Annotated in this window: 26 protein-coding genes and 2 pseudogenes; 11 read left to right on the top strand and 17 right to left on the bottom strand. The window is 58.2% G+C overall.

Annotated elements, in window-relative coordinates; genetic code table 11:
* Positions 1-31: 31 nt before the first annotated feature.
* From tnpB to VWY75_RS01370, 4 genes are all read right to left on the bottom strand, one after another.
* Positions 32-385 carry an IS66 family insertion sequence element accessory protein TnpB gene (tnpB, locus tag VWY75_RS01385; RefSeq protein ID WP_416538524.1) on the bottom strand — a complete coding sequence of 118 codons (354 nt, stop codon included), beginning with the start codon at positions 383-385 and terminating at the stop codon, positions 32-34.
* Entirely contained in the window at positions 382-768 is a 387-nt protein-coding gene (locus VWY75_RS01380) for a transposase (protein ID WP_416538523.1), read from the bottom strand. The genes tnpB and VWY75_RS01380 overlap by 4 nt, the downstream gene beginning before the upstream one ends.
* A gap of 268 nt (positions 769-1,036) precedes the next feature.
* Positions 1,037-1,657, bottom strand: coding sequence for a LysE family translocator (locus VWY75_RS01375; protein WP_416541593.1), 621 nt, complete (start codon positions 1,655-1,657; stop codon positions 1,037-1,039).
* Positions 1,658-2,359: 702 nt separating this feature from the next.
* Complete coding sequence (locus tag VWY75_RS01370) at positions 2,360-3,358, bottom strand: IS110 family transposase (protein ID WP_416538521.1); 999 nt, start codon at positions 3,356-3,358, stop codon at positions 2,360-2,362.
* 72 nt (positions 3,359-3,430) lie between these two features.
* Between VWY75_RS01370 and VWY75_RS01365 the strand changes: the two genes are divergently transcribed.
* Positions 3,431-4,782, top strand: a protein-coding gene (locus tag VWY75_RS01365; protein ID WP_416538520.1) for an IS3 family transposase whose coding sequence is annotated in 2 segments (ribosomal slippage) — positions 3,431-3,767 and positions 3,767-4,782 — 1,353 coding nt in all. Because the reading frame shifts where the segments join, the coding sequence is not laid out codon by codon here.
* 30 nt (positions 4,783-4,812) lie between these two features.
* Here VWY75_RS01365 and VWY75_RS01360 read toward each other — a convergent pair.
* Together VWY75_RS01360 and VWY75_RS01355 are read right to left on the bottom strand one after the other, a co-directional pair.
* Positions 4,813-4,974, bottom strand: coding sequence for a hypothetical protein (locus VWY75_RS01360; protein ID WP_416538519.1), 162 nt, complete (start codon positions 4,972-4,974; stop codon positions 4,813-4,815).
* On the bottom strand, positions 4,971-5,891 hold the full coding sequence (locus VWY75_RS01355; RefSeq protein ID WP_416538518.1) for a helix-turn-helix domain-containing protein: 921 nt from the start codon (positions 5,889-5,891) through the stop codon (positions 4,971-4,973). The genes VWY75_RS01360 and VWY75_RS01355 overlap by 4 nt, the downstream gene beginning before the upstream one ends.
* Positions 5,892-5,941: 50 nt before the next feature.
* Here VWY75_RS01355 and VWY75_RS01350 point away from each other — a divergent pair, with 50 nt between their 5' ends.
* Positions 5,942-6,838 carry a DMT family transporter gene (locus VWY75_RS01350; RefSeq protein ID WP_416538517.1) on the top strand — a complete coding sequence of 299 codons (897 nt, stop codon included), beginning with the start codon at positions 5,942-5,944 and terminating at the stop codon, positions 6,836-6,838.
* A gap of 317 nt (positions 6,839-7,155) precedes the next feature.
* Here the strand turns inward: VWY75_RS01350 and VWY75_RS01345 are convergent, their stop codons facing one another.
* Positions 7,156-7,947, bottom strand: a complete 792-nt coding sequence (locus VWY75_RS01345) for a response regulator transcription factor (protein WP_416538516.1) — start codon at positions 7,945-7,947, stop codon at positions 7,156-7,158.
* Between the two features lie 114 nt (positions 7,948-8,061).
* Between VWY75_RS01345 and VWY75_RS01340 the strand changes: the two genes are divergently transcribed.
* Genes VWY75_RS01340 through VWY75_RS01320 form a run of 5 tightly spaced genes read left to right on the top strand, consistent with a single transcriptional unit; the run spans position 8,062 to position 13,564 of the window.
* A complete protein-coding gene (locus VWY75_RS01340; RefSeq protein ID WP_416538598.1) occupies positions 8,062-9,117 on the top strand; it encodes an ABC transporter ATP-binding protein in 1,056 nt (351 codons plus the stop codon).
* Positions 9,117-10,007 carry an ABC transporter permease gene (locus VWY75_RS01335; RefSeq protein ID WP_416538515.1) on the top strand — a complete coding sequence of 297 codons (891 nt, stop codon included), beginning with the start codon at positions 9,117-9,119 and terminating at the stop codon, positions 10,005-10,007. Before VWY75_RS01340 ends, VWY75_RS01335 begins: the two co-directional genes overlap by 1 nt.
* A gap of 41 nt (positions 10,008-10,048) precedes the next feature.
* A complete protein-coding gene (locus tag VWY75_RS01330) occupies positions 10,049-10,792 on the top strand; it encodes an ABC transporter permease (protein WP_416538514.1) in 744 nt (247 codons plus the stop codon).
* Positions 10,793-10,820: 28 nt separating this feature from the next.
* Complete coding sequence (locus tag VWY75_RS01325; RefSeq protein WP_416538513.1) at positions 10,821-11,843, top strand: extracellular solute-binding protein; 1,023 nt, start codon at positions 10,821-10,823, stop codon at positions 11,841-11,843.
* Entirely contained in the window at positions 11,822-13,564 is a 1,743-nt protein-coding gene (locus VWY75_RS01320) for an amidohydrolase (protein ID WP_416542753.1), read from the top strand. The genes VWY75_RS01325 and VWY75_RS01320 overlap by 22 nt, the downstream gene beginning before the upstream one ends.
* 502 nt (positions 13,565-14,066) lie before the next feature.
* Here VWY75_RS01320 and VWY75_RS01315 read toward each other — a convergent pair.
* The 8 genes and pseudogenes from VWY75_RS01315 to VWY75_RS01280 all read right to left on the bottom strand — a co-directional run.
* Positions 14,067-14,585: a type II toxin-antitoxin system YhaV family toxin gene (locus VWY75_RS01315; RefSeq protein ID WP_416538511.1), complete on the bottom strand. Its 519-nt coding sequence runs from the start codon at positions 14,583-14,585 to the stop codon at positions 14,067-14,069.
* Positions 14,582-14,908, bottom strand: a complete 327-nt coding sequence (locus tag VWY75_RS01310) for a type II toxin-antitoxin system PrlF family antitoxin (protein ID WP_005668772.1) — start codon at positions 14,906-14,908, stop codon at positions 14,582-14,584. Before VWY75_RS01310 ends, VWY75_RS01315 begins: the two co-directional genes overlap by 4 nt.
* 126 nt (positions 14,909-15,034) lie before the next feature.
* Complete coding sequence (locus VWY75_RS01305; protein WP_416538510.1) at positions 15,035-15,688, bottom strand: DUF6927 domain-containing protein; 654 nt, start codon at positions 15,686-15,688, stop codon at positions 15,035-15,037.
* Positions 15,688-16,281: a hypothetical protein gene (locus tag VWY75_RS01300; protein WP_058243472.1), complete on the bottom strand. Its 594-nt coding sequence runs from the start codon at positions 16,279-16,281 to the stop codon at positions 15,688-15,690. Before VWY75_RS01300 ends, VWY75_RS01305 begins: the two co-directional genes overlap by 1 nt.
* 76 nt (positions 16,282-16,357) lie before the next feature.
* Positions 16,358-18,340 (bottom strand): ParB/RepB/Spo0J family partition protein, encoded by a 1,983-nt coding sequence (locus VWY75_RS01295; RefSeq protein ID WP_416538509.1) that lies wholly within the window; start codon positions 18,338-18,340, stop codon positions 16,358-16,360.
* Positions 18,341-18,493: 153 nt separating this feature from the next.
* Positions 18,494-18,883, bottom strand: coding sequence for a DUF3768 domain-containing protein (locus VWY75_RS01290; RefSeq protein WP_416538508.1), 390 nt, complete (start codon positions 18,881-18,883; stop codon positions 18,494-18,496).
* 87 nt (positions 18,884-18,970) lie between these two features.
* Complete coding sequence (locus tag VWY75_RS01285; protein ID WP_416538507.1) at positions 18,971-19,243, bottom strand: DUF6330 family protein; 273 nt, start codon at positions 19,241-19,243, stop codon at positions 18,971-18,973.
* A 23-nt stretch (positions 19,244-19,266) separates the two neighbouring features.
* Positions 19,267-19,392 (bottom strand): annotated as a pseudogene (locus VWY75_RS01280) (antirestriction protein); the annotation flags it as partial.
* 144 nt (positions 19,393-19,536) lie between these two features.
* Between VWY75_RS01280 and VWY75_RS01275 the strand changes: the two are divergent.
* Genes VWY75_RS01275 through VWY75_RS01265 form a run of 3 tightly spaced genes read left to right on the top strand, consistent with a single transcriptional unit; the run spans position 19,537 to position 23,131 of the window.
* Positions 19,537-20,775, top strand: coding sequence for a tyrosine-type recombinase/integrase (locus tag VWY75_RS01275; protein WP_416537593.1), 1,239 nt, complete (start codon positions 19,537-19,539; stop codon positions 20,773-20,775).
* A gap of 23 nt (positions 20,776-20,798) precedes the next feature.
* Positions 20,799-22,136 carry a tyrosine-type recombinase/integrase gene (locus tag VWY75_RS01270; protein WP_416537594.1) on the top strand — a complete coding sequence of 446 codons (1,338 nt, stop codon included), beginning with the start codon at positions 20,799-20,801 and terminating at the stop codon, positions 22,134-22,136.
* Positions 22,133-23,131, top strand: a complete 999-nt coding sequence (locus VWY75_RS01265) for a tyrosine-type recombinase/integrase (protein WP_416537595.1) — start codon at positions 22,133-22,135, stop codon at positions 23,129-23,131. The genes VWY75_RS01270 and VWY75_RS01265 overlap by 4 nt, the downstream gene beginning before the upstream one ends.
* A 121-nt stretch (positions 23,132-23,252) precedes the next feature.
* On the opposite strand, the pseudogene VWY75_RS01260 reads toward VWY75_RS01265, so the two are convergent.
* Both VWY75_RS01260 and VWY75_RS01255 read right to left on the bottom strand, forming a co-directional pair.
* Positions 23,253-24,071, bottom strand: a pseudogene (locus tag VWY75_RS01260) (ArdC family protein); the annotation flags it as partial.
* A gap of 40 nt (positions 24,072-24,111) precedes the next feature.
* The gene (locus VWY75_RS01255) at positions 24,112-24,582 is read right to left on the bottom strand and encodes a hypothetical protein (protein WP_416538597.1); all 471 of its coding nucleotides are present in this window, start codon (positions 24,580-24,582) and stop codon (positions 24,112-24,114) included.
* A gap of 292 nt (positions 24,583-24,874) precedes the next feature.
* On the opposite strand from VWY75_RS01255, the gene VWY75_RS01250 reads away from it, so the two are divergent.
* Positions 24,875-26,077: a Fic family protein gene (locus VWY75_RS01250; protein ID WP_416538596.1), complete on the top strand. Its 1,203-nt coding sequence runs from the start codon at positions 24,875-24,877 to the stop codon at positions 26,075-26,077.
* Positions 26,078-26,149: the final 72 nt, after the last annotated feature.

Here is a 26,149-nt window from a genome sequence, read left to right as displayed (position 1 = left end):
GCGGGATGGCCCGCGCAAACGACCCCATGAGTCACTCCGCCGCAGCCGGAGCCGCCACCTCCAAAGGGCGCACGCGTCGCCAATCCAGACCTGCAAACAGCGCCTCGAACTGGGCAAGTTCCAGGCGCATCACCCCGTTCTTGATCGCGGGCCATGTGAAGCTGTTATCTTTGAGCCGTTTGTACGCCATCACGAGCCCGCTGCCGTCCCAATAGATCAGCTTCAGCCGATCCGCCCGCTTGGCGCGAAACACATAGACCGATCCATCGAAAGGTTTTTGCCGCAGGTGGCTCTGCACCAGGGCAGCCAGCCCGTCATGGCCTTTGCGGAAGTCCACCGGATCACTGGCCACAAAAATCCGCACCTTGTGGGATGGCGTGATCACGTCGCCAAAGTCCGCGCGATCTCGCCGATCCGCGCCGCTGGCGTCGCCGCATCAAGACGAACGGTGACATCGCCCTTGATCACATCAATGGTGCTGGAGGATGTCACCGCCAGAGGCTCGGGAACTGACGCAGGCGTCTCAATCTCAACAGGTACAAAATCCATGCCCTCCAAATTCGGCAGGACCAACTTGCCCTGCCGCGCCAGCCGCCGCCAATCCGACACTGTGCTGGGGATCAACTCATACCGCTTCGCAACCGCATTGACCGTCTCGCCTTCAATCAACGTCTCAGCCACGATCCGGGCCTTCAACTCCGGAGGCCAATTCCGCTTGCCATCCGCCCGGCGCGGCACCATTGCCAGAAACTCGCTTATAGCTCCCATCGAGAAACTCCCTAACAAACAAAGAAGCCTCTGAATCGCAGATCAGGCATCAGCTCGAAAGTGTGGGAACGGCGCACCGCTTACCCTTCGCCCACATGCAGCGAAGCTCACTTTGTCCGCTGAGTGCCATTTCGAGGCCGGTAGAGTGAACGACGGATGAGCAGCGGACGTTCGTGAAACACACTGCGAAGGCCAGGACGGAGCCCAATAAGACCGATGCTGCACTCCGCATAGAAGCCAATCAATAAGACAGATCCAATATGCCGCGCTAATTGCGTGCAGAGGAAGCAGTTAGCACACCTGACGCAACCATTGCACCTGCTCCGCATCGATTGAGGATAGCAAGTGTTTTGTTGCTCTTTGCTCCACGGCGTAAGCCACTACCGGCAAAGGCACTCACAATCGCCGCCATCAGAGCAACGACACAGAATGTAGCCCCTAAAATAGTGAATTGAGGTAATGCTGCCGCCGTTCCATCCACAAACTGTGGCAAGAATGCGATGTAGAAAATCAATGCTTTCGGGTTTAGGACCGCAACAACAAAGGCGGGCCAATAAAGGCTTTTCTGAGGTTTTGCATTATCATTTGAAACTGATGGATCACCGGGGTCGGACATCCATAAACGCACTCCAAGAAAGATCAAATATCCCGCGCCAGCCAACTTTAGCACAGTGAATAGTTGTGCTGAGGCCAGCAAGACAGCACCAGCTCCTAATAGGGAGATGGTGATCGAGACCACCAACCCAAGTGCAAGGCCAGGAAGCGCGGTGAAAGCTTTGGTCAAGCCATCGTTCAAAGCGATCCCGATCATAAACAACATCGCGGGCCCCGGTACGAGCATTAATGCCGAGCTTGCCAGAACAAACGTCATCCAAACTTCGAAACTCACGCGCCGACCTTCCCACTGTGGTTTCGAGAACTTTGTCAGTTGTCTTTAACGTTGTCTATGCTGGGCAGTAGATGTAGCTCCAGGCCACTGCTAGTCCCACACATCGTGGATGAAGAGCGGCATATGTCGGGAGGCTGTCACGATCTGACAGAACCGGCCATTGGTCAGGAACAGGTCATTGACGGCATTGTCCCGCGGTCCGGTCATCCATCTACGGTCAAATGCTGCGACCTGCTCGAATGTCCGCAATGCGGGCTGCGACCGCAGCATTCAGGTGCTGTGGTCAACGGCAGGTATGGGCCGAAATTGCCTTCTTCATTCACCGCCTACTGCTATTCAAAGGCCACCTTTCAAGAATTCCAAATTTGTCTGACGTCAGCGCCAATGGGACAGTTTAGGGCGATTTGATAAGAGAGGGTTTCTGGCACATCGTAACCACCAAGGAGTGGATCTATGGACGCCCCCTGCGCAAGGTGTTTTTCGCGATAGCTTCAACGGCATTGGATGCGTGAATCTATCCGGCCTTTGATTGAAGCACCTGTGCTCCTGGCCTCGATGGGATCCGCTGATTTCATTGCCTTCTAAGATGACCGGCCTTTTCTGGCCATCACTCCTTACAGGCTGTGAATTGGCGGCCCTTGCCGTTACACCATCGTTATATCACCTCGCATTCTTGGAAGCCGAAGCTTTCCGCGTTACCTGTTACGCGGTTTTGTAGCTTTCTCCACTCCGCAACACCGCCCAGGCAATGCGAGCTGTCTTGTTGGCGATTGCCACGAGCGTTTTGTTGTGGCCTGCGCGTGCCAGCAAGCCCTGCGCCCATCTGGCACGTTGATCGTTACGGTTGGCGATCCTGATCAGGACGGACCGGGCACCGTGGATGAGTTGGCGCCGGAGGTATTGGTTACCTCGTTTGCCTATGCCACCAAGCCGAGGTTTGCCTCCCGTCGTATATTGTCTGGGAACCAGACCGATCCATGCCGCGAGTGCCCGGCCAGACGAGAAGTGCCGGCCGTCATCAACGGCAGCGATCAATGCGGTGGCTATTACTGGGCCGACCCCGGGAAGCGTAGCCAGACGTTTGCATCGCTCATCGGTTCGGCAAATCGCAACCAGTTTACGGTCGAGCTCGGCGACGCGTGTGTCCAACGCTTCGAATTCTGCGATGAGCGCGTTGAAGTTCTCTGTTGCCAGAACCGACAACTTGGCCTCAGCGACGGCATTTCTGATATCCTTTCGGAACCGAAAGGCACCGACTGGAATGACAACGCCATACTCCCCCAGAAGGCCGCGAATGTGATTAATCAATCCGGTCCGCTGTGTAATGAGCCGGTCGCGTGTTCGGTGCAGCATCTGCAAATCCTGTTGCTCAGTCGTCTTCACTGGGACAAATCGCATAGTCGGGCGCTGTGCAGCCTCATAGATCGCCTCGGCATCAACGGCGTCATTCTTGGAGCCTTTGACAAACGGCATTACGAACCGCGGATGAATAAGGCGCACGAAATACCCCAGGGCCTCGAACTGTCGGCCCCAATGATGAGCGCTAGCGCAAGCCTCCATGGCGACGGTTTCCGGGGAAAGTTCCTGAACGGCGGCTTCGAGCTTTGAGCGGGTCACCTTCTTCGAGATCACCTCGCCCTCATCAGTGATCCCGTGGACGTGAAACGACTGTTTGCCTAAATCAATCGCAAGTAACTGCATTTGTGAACTCCTTCTGCTTGCTACGTTTGCCGAAACTATCGGCTTGGGTGCAAGGGGCGTCCATTCCATAAGATGAGACAGAAACCCGGAACACGAAAGAGCCACGGCGAGAAGGTCGTCAAAGACATTCGCCGAGCCACCCGCAAGCAGTATTCAACGGAAGAGAAAATCAGGATCGTGCTGGACGGCCTGAAGGGTGAGGACAGTATTGCAGAGCTGTGCCGTCGTGAAGGCATTGCCCAGAGCCTATATTACAGCTGGTCCAAGGAATTCCTCGAAGCTGGAAAGAAGCGCCTGGCAGGCGACACGGCCCGCGCAGCGACGTCGAGCGAAGTTAAAGACCTGCGCCGTGAGGCACGTGATCTGAAGGAGGTCGTGGCCGAACAGGCCCTTGAACTGCGACTGCTCAAAAAAAGCATGCTCGGGGATGGGGACGACGACGAATGAGGTATCCTGCATCCGAGAAACTGGAGATCATCCGGCTGGTTGAGCGTTCACAGCTGCCGACCAGGCGCACGTTGGACAAGCTCGGGATTCCCCGAACGACTTTCTACCGCTGGTATGACCGGTATCTGTCGGGCGGCCCTGAGGCGCTTGAGGATCGAAGTCCCAAGCCGTCACGGGTTTGGAACCGCATTCCGGAGCCGGTGCGCGAGAAGATCAAGGACCTGGCCCTGAAGGAATGCGATCTGTCACCGCGCGGGCTGGCCGTTCAGTTCACTGACACAGAAAAGTATTTTGTGTCAGAGGCTTCGGTTTATCGCATCCTCAAGTCCTATGACCTGATCACCAGCCCGGCCTATGTGGTTCTGTCGGCCGCTGACGAGTTCAAGGACAAGACCACACGGCCGAACCAGCTCTGGCAGACAGACTTTACATATCTGAAGGTCATTGGTTGGGGCTGGTTCTATCTCAGCACCATCCTCGACGATTACAGCCGTTACATCATCGCCTGGAAGCTCTGCACGACGATGAAGTCGGGCGACGTGACCGACACGCTAGACTTGGCGTTGCAGGCCTCGGGCTGCGATCAGGCGACGGTTCTGCACAAGCCGCGCCTGCTCAGTGACAACGGGTCGAGTTACATCTCGGGCGAGTTGGCCGATTGGCTGGAGGATCGACAGATGGATCATGTTCGAGGTGCACCTTATCACCCGCAAACTCAAGGCAAGATCGAACGCTGGCATCAGACGCTCAAGAACCGCATCCTGCTGGAAAACTACTATCTGCCGGGCGATCTCCGACAGCAGATCGACGCTTTCGTCGATCATCATAACCACCGGCGTTACCACGAGAGCCTGCAAAACCTGACCCCGGCCGATGTCTACTTCGGGCGCGGCCAGACCATTCTGAAACAACGAGAAAGGATCAAACGGAAGACCATCGAAACCCGGCGCTTGCTTCACAGCAAATCCGCCGCATAATCAAAACAACCAGATGAGCCAGACCCTCTCTTAGATCAGGCCTCCAACTGGCCCAAAACCTCTGACGAAGGACAGTAATCGTCCTTGGTTCATGGCGACGCTGAGAATGAGCATGATGCCCGGCCCCGGCGAGATGACCCCCATGAACTGGATCGACCAAGCAAGGGCAAGCTGGGGCAGATACTCCGTCATTGGACGCCTGACCGGCGCCGACGATACACTGAAGGTGTCATGCCGGTCTGCGCCTTGAATACTCGCGTCAGATGGCTCTGACAGGAGAAGCCGCAGGCCGCTGCAATGTCGGAGATACTCCCGTTGACGCTCAATCTGTCTTTCGCAGCGTCAATTCTTCGCATCATGACCCATTTGTGTGGAGATGTGCCGCGGGACGTCCTGAACATTCGGTGAAAGTGAAACTCTGACAGTCCCGCTACCGCTGCGAGATCGGAAAGCCGTATGGAAGTGCCGAGGTTCGCGTCGATCCACTCGTCTGTTCGCCTCAGTTGTTTGGCCGTGAGGCCGCCTTGTAGCTCTTTCGGGCGTTCCGGCAGTCTATAGATCAGTTCGGCAACCGCCCCGTCCGCTGAAAAGGGATCATTCATCTTGGCGGCGTGCGCCAATCGGGAGAGCAGGGCCGTCATCGCGGGGGCGACGCCATACATGATCTCGGTCACGTCGAAATACCTGGCGTCCCGATCATGGATACGAGAAAACCATGCGCGCAGCGGCTCATCCGGCAGTACCAGATGCACGAACCGAAAAGGGGTCGTGATTTCCCAATCGGAGGTCTGGCCTTCCGGCAGCACGCAGATAGCGCCTGGCCAGCCAGTAATACCACCCGCGTCCAGCCGTCGTGTCCCTGTGCCACCCTTCAGATAGAGGCTGAAGGTGTGACCCTTGGGCTTGTCGTAGAAAATCCTGTCGGTGCGGTTTTCCCAAATGGTCACGGTTCGGCCTGCCCCTAGATCGAGCCTGGCGAGTGCCTGAGCGGTCGGTGATCGCTCCAGATAGTCCGAAACCGTTGAAACCATATGGTCTTGTAGCCGCTTTTCCGGTCCGTCCAAAGCAGCGAGACAAGGCGAGCCGCAGAAAACCGCAAGATCGTGCAAGCTTGCATCCCCCCGTGCGCCGATAACACCTTCAAGGAAAGGTGCCGATCTTGAACAGCGCAGTCTTATTTGTCGTTACAGTTCTGATCTGGGGAACAAGCTGGATCGCGATCGCCTTGCAGATCGGCCCAGTGCCGGTCAGCGTTTCGGTCTTCTATCGGATCGCGCTCGCGGCGATCCTCCTGCTTTTGGTATTGGCTGCAACCAAGCGTCTCAGATTTCCTGCGCAATGGCGGTTCGTGGTCCTTCAGGCGATCTGCCTGTTCAGCCTGAATTTCGTGGCGCTTTACAACGCAGCAGCCCTGATCCCATCGGGGCTGCTCTCGGTTGTGTTCTCTTTGGCTTCCATTTTCAACGCGCTGAACGCCCGCGTGTTCTTCGGTGAAAAAATCACGCTCCGAGTTGTGCTGGCAGGCTGTCTGGGAGTGTCCGGCCTCGTGCTGCTGTTCTGGGACAGCTTGGCAATCTCGTTCAACCCTGACACGCTGCGTGGCGTCGGTTGGGCGTTGCTGGGCACCATGATCTTTTCATGGGGCAACATGGCGTCCCGTCGAAACAGCGCATCCGGCACGACGCCGATTATCGCCAACGCATGGGGCATGGGGATCGGAGCCGGTGTTTTGCTCTTTCTTGCTCTCGCGACGCGCCAGCAATTGGTGGTGCCGACTGACCCGACCTACCTCGCCGCCCTGATGTATCTGGCTGTGTTCGCCTCCGTGGTCGGATTCACGACCTATCTCATGCTCGTCTCGCAGATCGGTTCGGCGCAGGCGGGCTATGCCACAGTGATTTTCCCGGTCGTCGCCTTGGTGATCTCCACCTTCTTCGAGGGCTATGAGTGGACCGTCCCTGCCGTCCTCGGTGTCGCGTTAGCTCTGTTGGGAAATGCCGTGATGTTCGGAAAATTTGGCCGCAATAGAACCGGCAAAATCCATAAGCTGACATAGCGAACCAACAATCGAACGGCAGAAAAGTCCGCGTAGCGGTCGTCCGCGCCAGATGCAGCGAGCGGCAATCTCGAGCCCCATTGGACCTTTCAAATTCGTGCTGCAGGCGCGCACATTGCGAAAAATGCCGCACCTCCGCGAAATCCTTTTTTGCAACGCGGCGGATGTTGCGGCCGTTCATGCAGGTCGCAGAAAATCTGAAACCGTGAATTCACAGATCGCGGGACAAACGGGCTTTTGATGCGGGCGAACCAACGACCGGTCCTGTTGATGCTTGGTGTTTTCAATTTTTGGGCCACCAATCGCTGCCAAACGTTTTAAGCTCTCGTGTTCCAATCGTATTCAACCAGCAATCTGAAAAGTTCGTTTTGGGATGAGATGATCAGCTTTTTATACAGTGAACGGCGATGCACTTTGACGGTATGGTTGGAAATCTGAAGCTTCAGGCCAATCGCGCGGCTTGAGTGGCCAAGAACGATAAGCGCAGCGACTTCGGCTTCCCGCTTTGAAATGTTTGAGCCGCGGCTTTCGGAGAGAGCCAGAAAGCGTTGTTCAAGAGGTTTTGCGTCTTCGGTCCGCTCGGGAGGCTGGTGCACCACGATTTGGCGTAATTTGGGCGCCAGGACGTGGCAGTATTGTTTGAAACGGTTGATCTCGCCTTGCCGGTAGCGCCTTTCACCAGAATTGCGGCCAAGGGACAGGGACACCGAGACGTTGTTTGAAACGCGTGCGACGAATGACATTTCGTCCACCATCTGTGTCGCGCCAAAATAGGCGGTGAAATAATCCGAAGTCTCAAAGCGATCCGGGGCGATCGCGCGAAGCGGAAAGGCCGCCCAATCTTCGGTGAGCCAGGCCTGTTGATAGTAGGGGTCAAGCATGAAACCGAACTTCCCATAGTCCTGGTCAAATCTCAGGCACAGCTCTTTGTCGGGAATCCAACGGAAAAGGATACTGGGTTCGCCGCCACGGCGATAAGAAATGCCGATGACGCTTTGGGCTGAAAAGCTTTTGCTCAAGTGGGAAATGGCGGCTTCTGCATAGCTTTCAATCGATTCTGCGACCGAAACCCTTCCTAAGAACTCAAAGTCTTTCGACGTGTGATTCACAGGGCCTTACCCTCATTTTAGCAGCTTTTTCCAAATTTATACCACGCTGGTGGTATTGTTGCCGACTTGTCAAGTCAACTAGCCTTCGAGTGTCATGGGAGGTGGCAACAAATTATGACTTCAGCAATTGGGATCAACGGGCTCAAGAAAACATACCCCGGAGCGCCTCCGGTAACCGCATTGTCAAATGCGGTTCTGGACATAAGCGACAATGAATTTTTCACGCTGCTCGGGCCTTCGGGTTGCGGAAAGACGACATTGTTGCGTTTGATCGCAGGGTTTGAAACGCCCACCACCGGGCAGCTGACGCTTTTTGGGGAAGAAATTTCCCATCTTCCACCAGAGGCACGGCCGGTGAATACGGTCTTCCAGCATTACTCGCTGTTTCCTCACATGACAGTTCTGGAAAATGTTGCCTTTGGTCTTATGCGCCAGGGCAAATCTGCTGACCGGGCCAGAAAATCAGCACAAGAGATGCTTGATTTGGTTCAGCTTGCCGATTTTGCACCGCGCAAACCCAATCAGCTTTCTGGGGGCCAGCAGCAGCGCGTGGCCCTGGCGCGCGCCTTGGCGCCTCATCCCAAGGTCTTGCTGCTGGATGAACCCTTGTCGGCGCTTGATCTGAAATTGCGCCAATCCATGCGGTCCGAGTTGAAGCGGCTGCAAAAGGAAACCGGCATCACCTTTGTTTTCGTGACCCATGATCAGGAAGAAGCCCTGGCCATGTCCGACCGCATCGCGGTGATGTCGCAGGGCGAAATTCAGCAAGTGGGTGATCCATCTTCGATCTATGAGTTCCCCGGAAACCGCTTTGTCGCCGAGTTCATCGGCGACGCGAATTTCTTTGCGGCGGACGCCGATGGCAGTGGAAACTACCGCCTTGCCAATGGAGAGATGATCACCGGCCCCGATGACGTGGGATCAGGTCCGAAAACTTTGTTCTTCCGGCCCGAAAAAGCCCAGCTTTCCACATCAGGCGGCGGGCTCAAGGGCGTGGTTCAGGAAATTCTCTATCTGGGGAACAGCACCGACTATCTGATCAATCTGGCAAGCGGCGGCGCGCTGACCGTCCGTTCGGAAAACCACAAGGACGGAACGGCAATTGCGGGGGTGGGAGCGGAAGTTTCGGTTTCCGTTGATCCCAAGGCCATACGGGTTTTGAGGGATTGATGCGGGTTTCTGACGCCATAAAATCATATGCGGGTATTCTGCCTGCGATGGGGATGATCGGTATCTTCATGATCATCCCGATCCTGATCATTCTGGTCTATTCTTTCCTGGCGCCGGGCGACTATGGCGGGGTAAAGCCGGAGGTTTCGGCCGAGGCCTATCAGCGGCTTTTGTATCAAAAGAACCTGTTTGATCAGTTGGTCTTCGATCCCGCCTATCTGAAAATCGCCTTCCGTTCGCTTTGGGTGGCTGTGGTGGCGGTGATCGGGTGTCTGCTGATCGGCTTTCCCGTTGCCTATTACATCGCTGGCCAGCCGGAAGAGCGGCGCAATATTCTCTTGCTGCTGATCACCATACCGTTTTGGACCAACCTTTTGATCCGCACTTATTGCTGGATTTTGGTGCTGCGCGACACCGGGTTGATCAACAACGCGCTTATGTGGAGTGGCGTGATCAATGAACCCCTGACCATGCTCTACACCGAAGGAGCGATCGCTTTGGGGCTGGTCTATACTTACGTTCCCTTCATGGTGCTGCCCATCTACGCGGCACTTGAGCGGCTGGATGTGCGCCTGATCGAAGCCTCACGCGACCTGTACTGCAACCGCTGGAGTGCGTTGCGTTTCGTGGTGATCCCGCTGGCGATGCCCGGGATCATCGCAGGCTCAATTCTGGTGGTCATCCCTGCCTTGGGAGCCTTTATCGCGCCTGACCTGCTTGGCGGCGGCAAGAACCTGATGCTGGGCTCGCTGGTGCAACTTCAATTTTCGGCGGCACGGAATTGGCCCTTTGGGTCGGCCCTGGCGATGGTGATTATGGCCATGGTTCTCCTGTGCCTCTTTGCCTATGCGCGAAACATTAAAAAAGGCGGGGGAGGAATTCAGCATTGACCCGCAATCGTGACATCCGATGGCTGCCCGGATTCAACTGGGTGACGCTGTTCTTCTTTCTGTTTCTCTATCTGCCTCTGATCATCCTGGTGGTTTTTTCTTTCAACGCCTCGCGGTCGGCCACCCTGTGGAGCGGGTTTTCGCTTGAGTGGTACGCCAAAGCCTTTGCCAACGACGACATTCAGCGAGCGGCGAAAAACAGCCTCATCATCGCGGTTTTTGCCACGGTCAACGCAACGGTGATTGCCACAATGGCGGCCCTGGCCTTGGGGCGGAACCAGGCGGTGAAACACAAGAACATGTTCAGCGGTATCCTAATCTTGCCGCTGATGATCCCTGAAATTGTCACCGCCGTCGCAACTTTGACCTTCTTCTCAGCCATCGGCTTGTCGCTGGGTTTAGGCAATATCATTATCGCCCACACCGTGTTCTGCATTCCTTTTGCCTATTTGCCCATCCGCGCCCGGCTGGCGGGCATGGATGAAACACTCGAAACCGCTGCCCGTGATCTCTATTCCAGCAAATGGGCAACCCTGCGTTATGTCACCATACCGATTTTGATGCCGGGGATCGTCTCAGGCGCAATGCTCGCCTTCATCATCTCGCTGGATGACTTCATCATTACGCTGATGGTGGCCGAGGCCGGTTCAACAACGCTGCCCATCTACATCTACAGCCTTGTCCGTATCGGCATCACACCCGAAGTGAACGCCATTTCAACCGTACTACTGGCGATATCAGTCCTCTTCGTCACCGTGTCCTATCTGATCGGAAAAAAGAAATGAGGACACATTCCAACAACTGGAGGAAACTATGGAAAAGCTTGCAACATCTGTACTTGGCCTAACGCTAAGCGCCGGAACGGCCTTCGCCGAGGGCGAGTTGTTCCTGTACAACTGGACAGACTACACCGCGCCCGATCTGATCGAGAAATTCGAAGCGGAAACAGGAATTTCCGTGACTTTGGACACTTACGATTCTAACGAAACCCTGCTGGCCAAACTGCAATCGGGGGCCACCGGATATGACATCGTTGTGCCCAGCCACAACTTTGTCGAGATCATGGTAAGCGAGGGGCTTTTGCAGCCGATCAACGCTTCGGGTTTGGCCGGTTATTCAAACCTGAACGCCGATTTCACCAGCCCATCCTGGGATGCCGACAACACCTACACCGTGCCATGGCAGTGGGGGACCACATCCTTCACCGTGAACACCGATGTGTATGGCGGCGACATCAACACCTATGGCGTCTTGTTCCAGCCACCGGCGGAACTGCAAGGCAAGATCGGCATGTTCAAGTCAGCGGATGAAGTGATTTCCATGGCGCTGATCTCGCTTGATCTGCCTTTGTGCAACGAAAGCCCGGACGACATGCAGAAGGTGCTTGAGGTGCTTCAATCCCAAAAGCCCCACGTGAAAACCTATAGCTCAGACGGCATTTTGGAGCGCCTAGTCTCGGGCGATGCTGCCGTGCATCAGAACTGGAACGGCTATTCCATCCGTGCACGTGATGAAAACCCGGCCATGAAATACGCGTTCCCGAAAGAGGGTGTGATCGCCTGGGCCGACAATGTGGCCGTGCCCGTTGGTGCGCCGAACTATGACAATGCGATCAAATTCATTGAGTTCCTGATGGATCCTGAAAACATCGCGGTTCAGTCGAATTTCGCGGGCTACTCAAACGGCGTATCGGGCAGCGATGCTTTCATGAGCGAGGCACTCAAAACTGCCCATGAACTGTCACCGCCAGAGGGCACGCCTTTGGTCTTTTCCCAGACCTGTTCGCCAAAAGCGATTGATCTGCAGAACCGCGTTTGGACTGCGTTGTTGCAGTAAAACCGTCAACCGTGGCGGGGCCTAACGCTCCGCCACACTTTTTTAGAAGTCAAATGACAGACCTCATCATCATAAACGCCGATGTCTGGACGATGGACAATGACGCGCCGCGTGCGGAAGCTATCGCCATCCAAGGCAACCGCATTTCTGCGGTCGGTCCGAGCAAAGATATCAAAGCACTTGCGAATGACGATACTCGTGTGATCGACGCCCAAGGCAACACGGTTCTTCCAGGCTTCATCGACAGCCATGTGCATTTGTTCCAGGGCTCGGCCGAGTTGGATTTTCTGCCGGTTGGCGGGATCAAAGATCTTGAACTGGTGCGCCCAAAGGTTCTGGACTATGCTGCAAGCCGTCCTGACGAGCCTTTGATCCTGGGGGTTGGCGCGTTTTACGATCTATTTATCGGACAAGACAAAGCCCCCCGTCTTCTTCTTGACGAAATCATATCAGACCGCCCTTTCGCCCTTCTGGCCGCCGATCTTCACACGGTTTGGGCCAATACGCTGACCTTGGAAAAAGCCGGATTGCTCTTCGGGGCCGAGGTGCCAGAGGGCAGCACGGTCGTGATGGGCGATGACGGAATGGCAAACGGTGTTCTGCTGGAAACCGGCGCATTCGGACCGGCGCTGGCGCTTTCGCGTACCGGCGGGCGCGACATGCTTGGATATGTTACAGGCTCTGATCCCGTGCCGCCTGCAACCCCGGAAGAACGCGAAGCCGACAAAGACCTCTTGTGCAAAGGTCTGGCCCATGTGGCAAAGCACGGCATCACCACGCTGCACAATATGGATGGCAATTTCTATCAACTGGAACTGCTCAGTGAGCTGGAAGCAGAGGGCCGTCTAACTGCGCGCGTGCAGATCCCCTACCATTTCAAGAACTATGATCCGCTGGAACGGCTGGAAGAAGCGGCAGAAATGCATGCCAGATACCAAGGCGGCAAGGTTTGGTCAGGCCGGGTGAAGATGTTCATGGACGGCGTATTGGAAAGCCGCACCGGGCTGAAGACACGTGCCTATCCCGACGATCCCAAGAACCATGGTGAAGCGGTGTTCGACCCCGGCCACTTTAACGAAGCCTGCCGCATTGCCGATGCCATGGGCCTGCAAATCAGCGTCCACGCGGTGGGTGATCTGGCCGTGAAACGGGTTCTGGATGGTTACGAGTATGCCCGCGAAAAAAACGGCCCCCGCGACGCGCGCCACCGGATTGAGCACATCGAACTGATCACCGAAGAAGACCTGGACCGCATGAAACGCCTGGATGTGGTCGCCTCAATGCAGCCGCGCCACGCGGTCTTTGCCGGGTTCTTCGACCCCCCTGCGCCCAACACCGTATTCTACGAAGATGAATGCAAACTTGCCTTCGCCTGGCGCAGCATTCGGGAAAAGGGCATTCCGGTGGCATTTTCAACAGACTGGCCCGTGGTGCCGGTGCATGTCCTTGAAAACATTCAATGCGCTATCGCGCCAAAAAACCTCGGCCCCGAATGGCCTGATCAAAGCCAGTCATTGGAAGAGACAATCGAAAGCTACACCGCCGCAAACGCAGCAGTCGCGTTCAAGGAACACCAACTCGGATGCCTGCAAACCGGGATGGCCGGCGATGTTGTCATGCTGAACGGTTCGCTGGAAAACACCGGGAAAGAGAAAATCGGATCGATGGGGATCGCAATGACGATTGCAGATGGTGAAGTTGTCTATGCAAGTAATGTCTAAGATGCAGGAGCGTAGCCACGTAAGCGGAAGCTTTCAGCATGTCTCAGGTTTGACCTTCGCAGAGCGGACGTTATTTGACCGCGCCGCATCCTGCACGTAGGGCTCAGGGTCAGATTTTTGCCGCGTCTCGATAGTTCTGACGTCGTGCAACGAAAGTGAAGCTTGGAGTTGACGTCATGGAGCCGTGTTGAACGACCGCATTGGCAACATGAGCCGCGTTGCAGAAAACGGCCTGCCGCAAGTGCGAGCGGACGCCGCGTCAGCAAAGGCCCGTAAGGGCAACGGCGGCAAAGTCCCGCATCTTACCAGTTCGTACACGATGCAGCGAACGGCAGGTGTACGGATATGGTGGGACTTCTGAGAATTTCATCGTACCAGCCATCTGGCACACCAATGTCGCCCATTTCACTCGGCTCAAAGGTGACGGGAGATTGTAACGAAGAACCCCCTTATGGACAGCCTTAGTGTAGGTGACCTGCCCCCCTCTGGCATTCGACCCCACTTACCGATCGGGCACCGCTTCAAGGGAAGTTTCGAACCGCTTGTCCGCCGCCGCTGCTTCTTTCAGGAGTGCGTCAAAATTGTCAGGTGGATTGCCATCTTCCAGCATCCCTTTGAAGGTCGCATAGGCATCCGTCTTGCTGCCATAGGCGCGCAGGGTCTTGTCGTCGTTCACCCAGGCCACCACGATGACCTTCGCATCGCTGTTGAACCGGTAGAACAACCGATACTGCTGGAAGAATTTCGCCCGGAACCAGTGCTTGCGGTGATCGCCGAGTGTGCCGCCTTGCCGGAAGGCGGCGGCACTCGGCTCTGCCGGTATGGCCTCGGTGACCAGCTTGAAGATGGCAGCCAGCCGTTTCGTGGAATTTTTCTTGCGCCAGGTCTTGGGATCGCGTGCCTTACGCGCCTCGACCTCCAGGGTCAGCCCTTCGAGCTGGTCCAGAAAGAGCGGATGCGCATAAATCGACCATCCGTTTACGACAAGGGGCGCTTGGGCGGGCACGCTATCGCCGCTCATTCATCCTCGAGCGATAGCGGCGCATCGAGATCGACGTCAACGTCTCCGACCAGTGCTGCAAGACGGTCATGCAAAGCCCCATCGAACGCCCGAATGCGGTCCGGATGCGCCTTGATATCGGCCTCGACAAAATCGAGAAAGGCTCCGAGCACGGGATCTTCCTCGTCGCTGCGCACGGGCTCGATATAGACCCTGCCACTCGGCTCGGTGCAGTAGCGAATCTGGTCGCCCTTGCCCAGCTTGAGCTGTTTGCGCACACCGGCCGGCACGGTCGTCTGATATCGATCCGTGAGTTTCGAGACATCTTGTGCGAGCGCGGTCATGGCAGTCTCCTGAAAGAATAGAGATCTTTGCTACCTGCGACAGGTAATGCATTTGCATTGCCTTGTCAAGATAAGCCGCAGCATCTGCTGTCACTGGGCAGGTCGATAAACCGTCCGGCGCAGCACCTATTCTCGCCCCGCGAGATACTCCGCCAACACAGGACTGGCCGCTCCCTTCGCGGAGCCGATCAGCTCCGAGCCGAAAAGCGAAGCTTTCGACAGGCGTACGAGCCCGCCGGTTTCCTCGATGCGGTAGCAGCGGCGCTTTTGCCGCCCCCGCCTGTAGTGGGTCGCGGTGACAATCTGGCAGGTACTGCCATCGGTGAGCGTCACAGGTGCTGCGAGCTTGATCTTGTCGCCTTCCTCGTAGTCCGGGATCGCAGCCCAGTCCTGGCAGCGCTGGCGCCAGGCATGAGCATAGCTGTCTGGGTCTTTCAGCTCGGACAGCAGGGCCAATAGGCTCAGTGGCGCGCGGGATTCGACCGGTCCCGCGCTTTCCTCCATGTCCTTGTAGCCCCAGCAGCCGTCATCATATCGGGTAAGGAATACGGCGGCGAAAGTGATGGAGCCATCCGCATCGGTGACATAGGTCGTGTCTTCGACAGGGGTGCCGTCGATATTTGTGACCTTTGCCGCCGCGTACCAAGTCGAACCCACCTTGCAGGCTTTGACCAGTTCCGTCTTGCGCCTTTCGCCATGAGAGGTGCAGAGCCGGGCAATCTCCGCTTTCTCATCCGCATAGGTCTGAACGCGGCGATCGGTATAGAAGAGCCAACCCATTACGCCACCCTCCGGTCATCGATTTCCATAAGCGCATCAAGCGGCACGCGGTAGGGCTGCATCGCGTCGAAATCCTCACAATTGCCGCAGTTCTGCACGATCGCGAAGGTGTCGCAGGCATCCTTTAGGATGACCCGGAAGGTGCCGCCGAGGCCCGAGGGCACTTCGTAGGTTCCGCCGATGAGATAATCCGAGGCCCGGCGCACGAAGACGCGGATGCTGTGGCCATCCGTGGCAAGCCGGATCGCCCCCTGCCCCCGGTCGATGAGCACCTGCACATCGTCGAGAATGTCCGTGTAGAACTGACCGGTCAGATCGCGGAACGACATGCGGCGCTGCGCCATCCAGTCGGTGTCCCGGAACGGGTTCATGCCGTCGGCGAAGGCAAAGGAGGGATCGGCCTGCTCGGTGGTGACGATACGGGTGGTCGTGCCATCGATGCCGTTCGAGCGCAGATGCACACCATTGCCGACGATGAGGATCAGGGCCGGCCTGTCCACGGGCCCGTTCCAGTTGGGCAGGAAGGTTTTGCAGGCGCGCGCATGCGCGATTTGCGCCGCAACAGCGGACGCAGAGAACTTGAGAATAGCCATGGGGATGTCTTTCTGTTCGGTTTGGAAGGGTCGACCCGCGCGGGCGGCATGGTCCACGCGCGGGTCGCGTGAGGACTCAGGCCGCTTGCGCGATGTCGCCGTCAGGCTCCGGGGTTTCCGCCGCGGGCTCCGCCTCATCACAGGCGACACCGGCTGTCTGCATCATGGGCGGGCACCAGGCGGCCACGGCAGCGCGCTGCGCGTCCGTGAGCGTGGCGAAGGGCTCGGCGAAGAGCTTGTCACAAAAGGCGACGATCTCCTTCTTGCTCGACGAGGCCAGCGTCACCGCCTCCTGGGCGAGACCCAGATCCTCGCCGAGGATCTTCAGGAGCCAAGCCTTCTTGAAGCGGTTGAAGAGCGCCGCATTCGGCGTCCAGTGGGAGCGGATGTCGGGCATGATCTCGATCTCGAACGCATGCATCAGGCTGTCGCGCTGGCGGTCCCGCGCGAAGCAGGACTGCGTGGTGCTGGCCGTGGCATAGGCGACTAGCTTGGCCTTCTCGCCGGCCTCCAGCGCGCGGAACGCCGCGAACTGATCGGCAGGGGACCGGGTGTCATCGAGCCAGGAGAGGTCCAGCGCATCATGCGCCGCCGCCACCTGCTCAAGCGAGGTCTCGTCGATCTCGTCCATTTTGGCATGGCTGCGGTATTCCTTGCGGGCATCGATCTTGATCGCCTGCGTGACACTCATGCCGCTGGCCAGAACATCACTCACCAGCTTGAAGAGCGTCAGATCGAGCGTGGCCTCGGGATGCATCGCCATGGCTGCCCCGAGCGCCATGGCCCGCTCGGTCTTGAGATCCTCGGCCAGCGAGGCCGGGTAGCTGATCTCGCCAGCGTCGGGGGCCTCCTCTCCGGTGGTGTTGGTCGAGGAACTGGGCGCGCCCTCTTCTTTCACGATGTCCTCCGGGCGGACGAGGCCCACATGGAACGTGATCTGCCCGTTCGACCAAGACGCAATCACGCCTGCACGGGCGAGATCCTCGGCGCTGTAGGCCTCCTGCAGGTCGCGGGCTTCCTCTTCCAAAGCGTCCACGCGGTCGTAGAGCGCATTGTAGGCACCCTCCTCGAGCCCCTCATCCTCCATCTCGAGCTGCAATTTCTCAAGCTCGGCGGTGATCTCGTCGATGCGCTTCTGGGCAGCCTCATCCGGCTCGATCAGGCCGGGATAGACGCGGCCGTAGTCGGCCATGGCAACGTAATCATAGCGGACCAACGCATCGGCCCAGGCAAAGCCCAGTTTCACGCGCGCCTCCTCGGCAGCCGCACCGAGCTTCTCGAGCAGGATGGTCTCGACCAGCGCCGCATCCTCGAGCACGGAATGCTCTTCCAGAAGATCGGCCGCGACAGCGCCGCCGCGGGCCTCGTAGTCTTCACGCACGAAGGCCCCGACATCGTCGCTGACCTGCACGCCGCGCGATTTGAGCGCCTGACGGACGGTGTAGGCCTGCAGATAGCCGCCGTCCTTCGTGAGCGCCTCGAAGACTTCGCGCTGCACCTCCTGGCTCGGATGCTCTGCAAAGGCCTTCATCGTGTCGAGCGTGATCGATTTCGCCCGGGCCGCGGCGCGGATATCGGGGTGGATCAGGCCATAGCGCAACCGGCTTTTCACGGCAGCGACCGTGGTGCCAAAGGTTTTTGCGATGGTCTCAGGCGTCTGGCCATCGATCTCCATCATCCGGGCGAAAGCCTCGAACTCGTCAATCGCGTTCATCGGCGCTTGCGTGATGTTCTCGGCGAGCGACAGGGCCGTGGTGACATCGCAATTGTCCGGCACAAGACGGCAGTCCACCTTGGCCTTTGCCGTGAAGCCTTTCGCGGCCTTGTCCGCGACCAGTTCCTTCAGCGCGGCATGGCGTCGGCCACCGGCCAGCACGCCGTATTTGCCGTCGAGCTTCTGGACCAGGAGCGGCTGGAGCAGGCCCAGCACAGCGATGCTGGCCTTCAGATGCGCGATTTTTTCGGGGTCATAGGTTTCCGGTGAGTTGCTGCGCACATTGGCGGGATGGGCAGTCAGATCGCCGATAGCGAAAGAAACGGGTTTGAAGCTTGCGGTCATGGGATGTCCTTCTCGGTGGGTAAGATGCGGCCCGCGCGCTTGCGCGCGACCAATCCCCGGCTTCGGGGATCAAAAGGACAAAAGGCCCACTCTCCCTTTGAAGGGTCAGCGGGCCTTCACTTCTTGGGGTGTCAGAATGGGGTGTCCCCTCCCCTACCAGTCGCAAGCCAGCATGATGGTCAGCACGCGCATGGTGGTAGCGGGATTGTCCGGGGTCTCAGCACCGTAGCGGAAGTCGGAATCCGCTTCGTACAAATCCAGTTTCCAGAACACGGTCTCGCCGCGGATCTCGACCGCCCCGAAATCATGCCAGCCTTCGGGATCATTCTCCGGCTCGAACGTGGCAAACTCACCGGTGGCCTTGACCGCCTCGGCCATGAAGCCATCACCGGCCTCCATGAGCGAGCGGGTGAAATGCATGCGACCCTGGATGGGCTGCGCGGGCGGCACTCCAAGGCACGCGAGCTTGCGAAACGCGTCGTTCTGCGCGGCAATCACACTCGGATCCGGGCAGTCTGGCTGGGGTTGAACGGTCATGAACATGGGAATCTCCTTTGAGAAGTTGAAACACCCCTCCCAAAGCCAGCTTTTTCTTTTCCGATTGGTGGAATGACCGAAGCAGAAGGTGCCTTACCCGAACAGCCCTCTGGCTCTGTAGTTTGGGTTGGGGATGGTTTCGATCCAGCCGCCCTGTTCTTTGATGCTCTCGAGCGCTGCCGAGAGCGGATACGCGCCCTCAGACGCGCTCCACCAATAGGCACCGCGTTTGAAGGTGATGATCTTGCGGCGGCCATCTTTGAGTTCGCGCCGGTCCGCGAAGCGGCAAACTGTCCGGGGGACAGTTTGAGGCAAGAACGGGCGGAGCCCAGCCACCCGCAGCGTCTTGGGTTCCTTGCGTGACATGGGCGTCTCCGTTCTCCCTGTGGTCAGGCGGCCTCGGCGCGGCGCCCTGCCCTGCTCGCCTCCGATCTGGCGATCAGGTAGTCGCAAGCGCGCTGTGCGTCCGCCGCGTGCCGGAAGATCGCGCCCTTGTCGGAGCGCAGGACGCGCAATTATCGCGAGGACGGCATAATGCGGAGGGGAATTTCGTAGACCGTTTGATTTCAATGTGTTGGGCTGGGGTGCTGTTGCCCTTGCTGCGCATTATTTGAGACAAGAGGTTCCCTTGGTTGACCCAAAAAACCAAGGAGAACCAAATGTCATCATCGCAATCTGAGGAACTTTCCAAGCTTCGCGACACGCTGCGCCGTCAGCGCTATAGCCCGACTGTCATTCACAATTACTGCCTCTACGCGGGTCAATTTCTCGCTTATCTGGAGGAGCGCGCGATTGACCCGCGCGACGTCACGCCGGACCTTGTCGCACAATACCTGCGCCACGCAGTCCGGCAGTTCCAACTGGATCGCGGGCGGGCACCGGGGTCCAGCTGGGCATCAATTCCGCGGTCGGGCATTCACGCTCTGCTACGCTCCGCTTTGTCGGAATGGCCGCCAGCGCCGCCCGCCATGACCGAAGCGGAACGCTTCGCCCACGAGATCTGCGATCAGTATGAGCGATGGCTGCGGACCGAACGCGGTCTGGCAACACCTTCGATCACGGCGCTGATGTGGGAGGCGCGCCACTTTTGCAAATGGTTCATCCAGCGAAACGGAAAAGCCGGTTTTGCCGATCTGAGCGTTCGCCACATCGATGCCTACATGGACATCAGGGCGCCGGGCCTGACCCGCAAATCGCTCAAGGATGTGGCCGAACGGTTGCGCGGCTTCCTGCGGCATCTGCATCGCAGCAAGCTGCATGCAGATGATCTCTCAGGTCATGTGATCGCCCCGCTTCTCTATGCCTATGAGGGCATTCCGTCGATCCTGACCGCCGAACAGATCGCGGCGGTTCTTGAACTTGCGGGGCAGGACAACTCGCCCTTGGGGCTGCGTGATCACGCGATCCTGCAGCTTCTTGCCAGTTACGGTCTTCGGTCCGGCGAAGTCGGCCGCCTGCAGATCGAGGATATCAACTGGCGGGCAGATACCCTGCGAGTTCAACGCTCCAAGTCCAATGCCACGGCCGTGCTGCCCCTGATGGAATCCGTAGGGGAAGCGATCCTGCGTTACCTGCGGGACGGCCGTCCGGACACTGATGTGCGCACCATCTTCGTGCGAAGCCGTGCGCCTTATCAGCCGATGACGGCTAGCGGTCTCTATGGCGTGGTCAAACGGCGTCTGGGAGTTGCCGGGATTGAACTCACAGGCAAGCGAGGGCCACACATCTTCCGTCACGCCCGCGCAGTCAGCATGCTGAGGGCATCCACCCCGCGCAAGATCATTGGCGATGTGCTGGGCCACCGTTCCCTGGAGGCGACGGTTCCCTATCTCAAGCTTGCCACGGAAGACCTGCGGGCGATTGCCATCGACCTTCCGGGCCGGGAGGTGAGACAATGACGCGCTGGCCTGAAGATGGCGATGTGATCATCGAGAACTACATCGCCCAGCTCCCATTGCACTACGCAATAACGCCAATCTACTATCGGCAAGCGCTGAACAGCTTCTGTCAGGTGGTGTTGCGGTTTGGCGCAACCGACCGGCAAGCATTTGAATACTGGTTGCGTGAGCGCGATGAGGTCTGGGCCCATTCAACGGTGCAGAACCGCGCCCGGATTGTCGCCCGTTTCCTTGATGCTCTGGCGGATGATGGAAGAATTGAGAGCAACCCGATCTCCGACCTTCGGCATGACTACAATGCCCGCAGTGACACGGGCATTGTCAGGGCCTTGATGTCCCCCAATCCCGATCAGGCGCTCGAGGCTTTGCGGCAACTCCGACCGTACGAGAGTTCATTGGGCGAGTTGATGCGCGCCCATGTCGAACGGATGCAGCGCAGGGGCTACCGGTATGAGACACAAGATGTCATTTGCCGCAGGTTCGACCGCTTTCTGCAGCAACAGCCCGATCTTGATGGCCAGCCGTTGGAGATCATGCTTGATCACTATCGCAGGATAAAGACGACTGCGAACCATCCTGTCGAATGCGAGAGACTGGCACGTATCCTGCACAAGGCACTGTGCCATGACGATCCGGCACGCCCTATACGGCGACCGAATAATCGGCCTGAGAAACAGGTCGTGCGCAGTTGGCGAAGTCCCTATATCTACAGTCCCGAGGACATCCAGCGCCTCCTTGCGATCGCCCGGTCCTACCCATCGCCGCGCGCGCCATCGCGTCCGATCAACCTCTATACCATGTTGGTTCTGGCCTATTGCGCCGGACTACGGATCGGCGAGATTGCAAGGCTGACGCTTGGCGACGTTGATATGCGGGCAGGGACAATCGCGATCCGGGAAACGAAGTTCTTCAAATCCCGCATCCTGCCGCTGTCGCCAAGTGCGATGGAAGCCATGGGCGAGTTCCTCAACGGCCGCCGAGAGGCAGGCGTCTCTTGCAATCCCGACGCCGGCTTGTTCTGGCACGATCAAAGGAACCGCTACTACTGCCGCGCAACTATCAGCGATCTTCTCGTCGCCATTCTGCGCACGGCAGGCCTCAAACCGGCCAAGGGCAAGGCCGGGCCGCGCATCCATGACCTGCGCCACACCTTCGTCGTTCACCGGATCCTCGAATGGTACCGGCAAGGCTTAAATCCGCAGGAAAGGCTGCCGTATCTTGCAACATATCTCGGCCACCGCGACATCAACTCCACGCTGGTCTATATCACCGTGACCCAGGAACTGTTGCACGAAGCAAGCGAGAGGTTCCGGGCCTTCGCCTCGCCTGGCAACGCTGAACCGGTGGAGGTGGCATCATGAAATCCAATCCGCTTCCCCGATTGTTGCGCATGTTCTTCACCGACTGGATGGTCCAGCAACGCAACGCTTCCGTGAACACCGTCAAATCCTATCGGGATACCTGGCGGCTCTTTCTGCGCTTTGTCGCGGCCCGGCGTGGCAAGCCGGTTGTTCGTCTCACACTGAGCGAATTGACCGCGGCGGAGGTCATCGCCTTCCTGCAACATCTTGAGATCGAACGCGGTGACACCATCGGTACCCGGAACTGCCGTCTCGCGGCCCTGCGCAGCTTCTTCGGCTTCGTGGCGACGCGCGAACCGGAGCTCATGGCGCAATGCGCGGAGGTTCTGAACGTGCCGACAAAAAAAGCACCGATCCGCGCGCCAGACTACCTCGAACCCGAAGAGGTGCAGGCGATCCTGGCTCAACCCGACCGGTCCACGTTGATCGGCCAGCGGGACCATACCTTGCTGTCGTTCCTCTACAACACCGGCGCGCGCATCCAGGAAGCGCTTGATCTTCGCCCGCAAGCGATCAGGTTCGATGCACCCGCCTGCGTGCGGCTGTACGGGAAAGGCCGGAAAGAACGGATCAGCCCGCTCTGGCCGGCGACTGTGGCCTTGCTGAAGTCGCTGCTTGAGCGAACACCAAGGCCGGTCGATGCGCCACTCTTCGTGAACCGCTATGGCAAACCGCTGAGCGCCTCGGGCGTGCGGTTCAAGCTTGCGGAATATGTCCGGGCGGCTGAAAAGATCACGCCGACGTTGGCGGAAAAACAAGTGACACCGCACAGCTTCAGGCACGCGACGGCCGTCCATCTGGTCGCCGCCGGCGTCGACGTCACGGTGATCCGCAGCTGGCTGGGTCATGTCAGTCTTGAGACCACAAACCACTATGCCCAGGCCAATCTGGAAACCAAACGCAAGGCGCTGGAACGAGTTGAAAAACCGAAGACCGATAATCCGCCATCATGGCGGCGCGATCAAAGCGTGCTCGAATGGCTAGACACGCTCTGACGCGCATCAAAGATAATGCGGAGGAAAAATGCCGGAAGCACCAAGAAACAAGGGGCTTACCGGACTTCCTCCGCATTATGCCGTCCTCGCGATAACTCAAATAATGACGAGCTCGTCATTAGCGCAGCCAGTTGTGCAGGTAGGCGGCATTCATCTCGAGCGTATGCGCCGTGAAGCCAAGTTCCTGTCCCAGGAACACCGAGGTCAGTTCCGCGACGATCTCCTCGCGCGCATAGGACGTGTTGCCAAACTTCGAGAACCCGAAATCACGGTTCAGTCGATGCGGGGCTTTCGTGGCATGGGCCAGCTCATGGGCCCAGACCCCGTAGAAATTGCGCGGGTCCTGGAACCGCGTGATGGATGGCATGTAAACCTTGTCCACGGGCGGCATATAGTACGCTTCCGTTCCTGTGAAGACGGTCGTGATGTCGATGGCATCGAAAAACGCCTGCATATGCGGGATGGGCTCGGACGGCGGGTGCTCGGGCGCGGGCTCCGGGTCGGGATAGAAGCTGTCGGGCAGGCCATCGATCTGACAGGCATTGAACACGCGGTAGGATTTCTGGAAGCGGAAGATGCGGGCTTCCTCGGAGCGATCATCGCCATCGCTGCGGTCGTCCTCGCCGCCCGCGTCTTTCCGGCTTTGACCGTAGTAAACGACGACAGAGGACTTCTCGCCCTTGCGGACCTTTGCGTCCAAGGCATTGGCTTGCGGCAACGTCATCCAGAAGGGCGAGCTGTGGCCCACCATCACGGTGCGCATGGTCAGCAGGAAGTTGTTGACCCCCTGGTAGGGCTCACCGCCCACGCGCAGGGGGCGCGAGCTGCCTCCTGCCGTCCAGGGCTTGCGCCAAGGCAGGACGCCGCGCTCGATGATGCGGATGATTTCGTTTGTGATGACCTCGGAGGCATCGAATTTGGGCGTGCGGGATCGGGCCATGGCTGGCCTCCTTTCGAATGTTGGTGTGAGGGAATGGTGATCAGGCTGACTGACGGGGGCGTGGATCGTTGGCGATCCTGGCGCCGAGCCCTTCGACCATGTCGATGTAGCCGGTTAGTGAGACGGACCTGCCAGGGCCCCAGGGTTCAGAGTGGTCCGATCCGTCCCGCGCCACCCGCGGCAAGTTCGCGAAGGTGATGACATCGGTGATGGGTCGGATATCGACGAACGGGGTCCCTCGTGCGACCGCAAGTGCGGCCAAGGGAAAGCGCTCGATCGGCGCGAAGGTCGACACGGTGGTCCAACCGAGATGGAGGAATGTCCCACCCTCCCCGCAGATCACATGCGCGTTTGGCAATGACGCCGCCTGCTTCAGATAGCCGAGATCACGCAGGACGGTCTGGCGTTCGAGCCGCTGTCCCAGCGCGGTCTGGCCAGTTCGGCGCAGCTCTCTATGCCGCCGCCACGAGGCAGCGGTCGCGCGTAACACGCGCAAGACACCTGTTTGCATGGGAATGCCCTTCTCAGGAAAGACAGACCGGAATCCGGCCCGGACCCATCTGAGGGACCCCAAAGGCCCTCATCCGTCAGTCACAAAACCCGAAGAACACTTTCACTTTCTCCGGCCCCTTTGGGCACACAACAAAACCGAAAAGCCCGGCACATCTGCCGAAGCCATTGATTTCATGCAGCAATTCTAGATCGGCAGGTAAGATCGGCAACACATATCGGCAAAACCTTGCCTACGGCTCCGAAATGTGTATGTTTTTCAATTACTTTGCAAACATAGAAGATCGGCAAAAATGCTGGAAACACCCGCCAGAATCGAACCCTGCTTCTTCGAGGAGCGTATTCCTACAGAATTGGCAGACCTTTCGGTCGACATCCAGAGGGAAGCCACCGGGCTGGGACAAGGGCTGCATCCTGACAGCGCAGCCGAGCTTGCCGATCTCGTCCGCGTGATGAACTGCTACTACTCCAACCTGATCGAAGGACACAACACGCGCCCCCGCGACATCGAAAGGGCGCTGGCTGGCGCCGAGCTTGAGGAAGAAACTCGCCCTCTCGCCCTTGAGGCCCGGGCGCACGTCATCGTTCAACGGGCCATCGATGAGATGCATCGCATAGGCACCCTGCCCTGCCCCACATCTGTCGAATTCCTGACTTGGGTCCATAAGAGTTTCTACGACGAGATGCCTGACGAGTTTCGGGTCATCGAACATCCCGACGGCACACAAGAGTCCATCGTTCCGGGACGCATGCGCCAGAACGACGATCGAGAAGTTGCGGTCGGGCGCCACCTACCTCCATCATCGTCGCGCGTCGCGGCGTTCATGGATCACTTTGACAAACGGTTTCAAATTGCGGCGCGGTCTTCGAGCGGACGGATCATCGCGATCGCGTCTGCACATCACCGGCTGAACTACATCCACCCTTTCCCGTATGGTAACGGCCGTGTCAGCAGACTGATGTCTCATGCCATGGCCCTCACAGCGGGGATTGGTGGCCAAGGGCTCTGGTCCGTATCACGTGGGCTGGCCCGCGGGCTAACCGATCGGGGCGAGTACAAACGGATGATGGATCTGGCCGACAGCCCACGCCGCGGAGACCGCGATGGACGTGGGAATCGGTCAGAAGCGGCGCTGAAGACGTTCAGCGAATGGTTCTTAAGGGTGACACTCGACCAGATCACCTTCTCAGCAAAATTGTTCGATCTCGGCGGACTGGACCAACGGTATCGTCGTCTTGTTGCAGATACCATCGATGACAAGCGAGCGCCGGAACTGATCTCGGCGGTTCTTCGGCATGGCGCACTGGAACGAGGCGACGCGCAAATCGTGCTCAAGACGTCCGAGCGCACGGCAAGGAACACGCTGAGTAAACTGACCGCCGCCGGATACCTGACTTCCGCCTCGCCGAAGACGCCCGTTCGGTTGGCGTTTCCGTTGGATTATCGAGAGCGGCTCTTTCCAAACCTCTTTGGAGATGGTGACCTGACTGTGTGATTTTCGTTAGTCAGCGCTCTACGGAGGAAAGCGCGCGCAGTAAGAAAGTGGACGTATTCCCTAAGCAATGAG

The organism is Phaeobacter sp. JH20_08, assembly GCF_048056635.1.
GTDB lineage: Bacteria > Pseudomonadota > Alphaproteobacteria > Rhodobacterales > Rhodobacteraceae > Phaeobacter > Phaeobacter bryozoorum.
The sequence above is the reverse complement of the archived record's forward strand: the minus strand, read 5'-3'. Positions and strand labels throughout refer to the sequence as shown.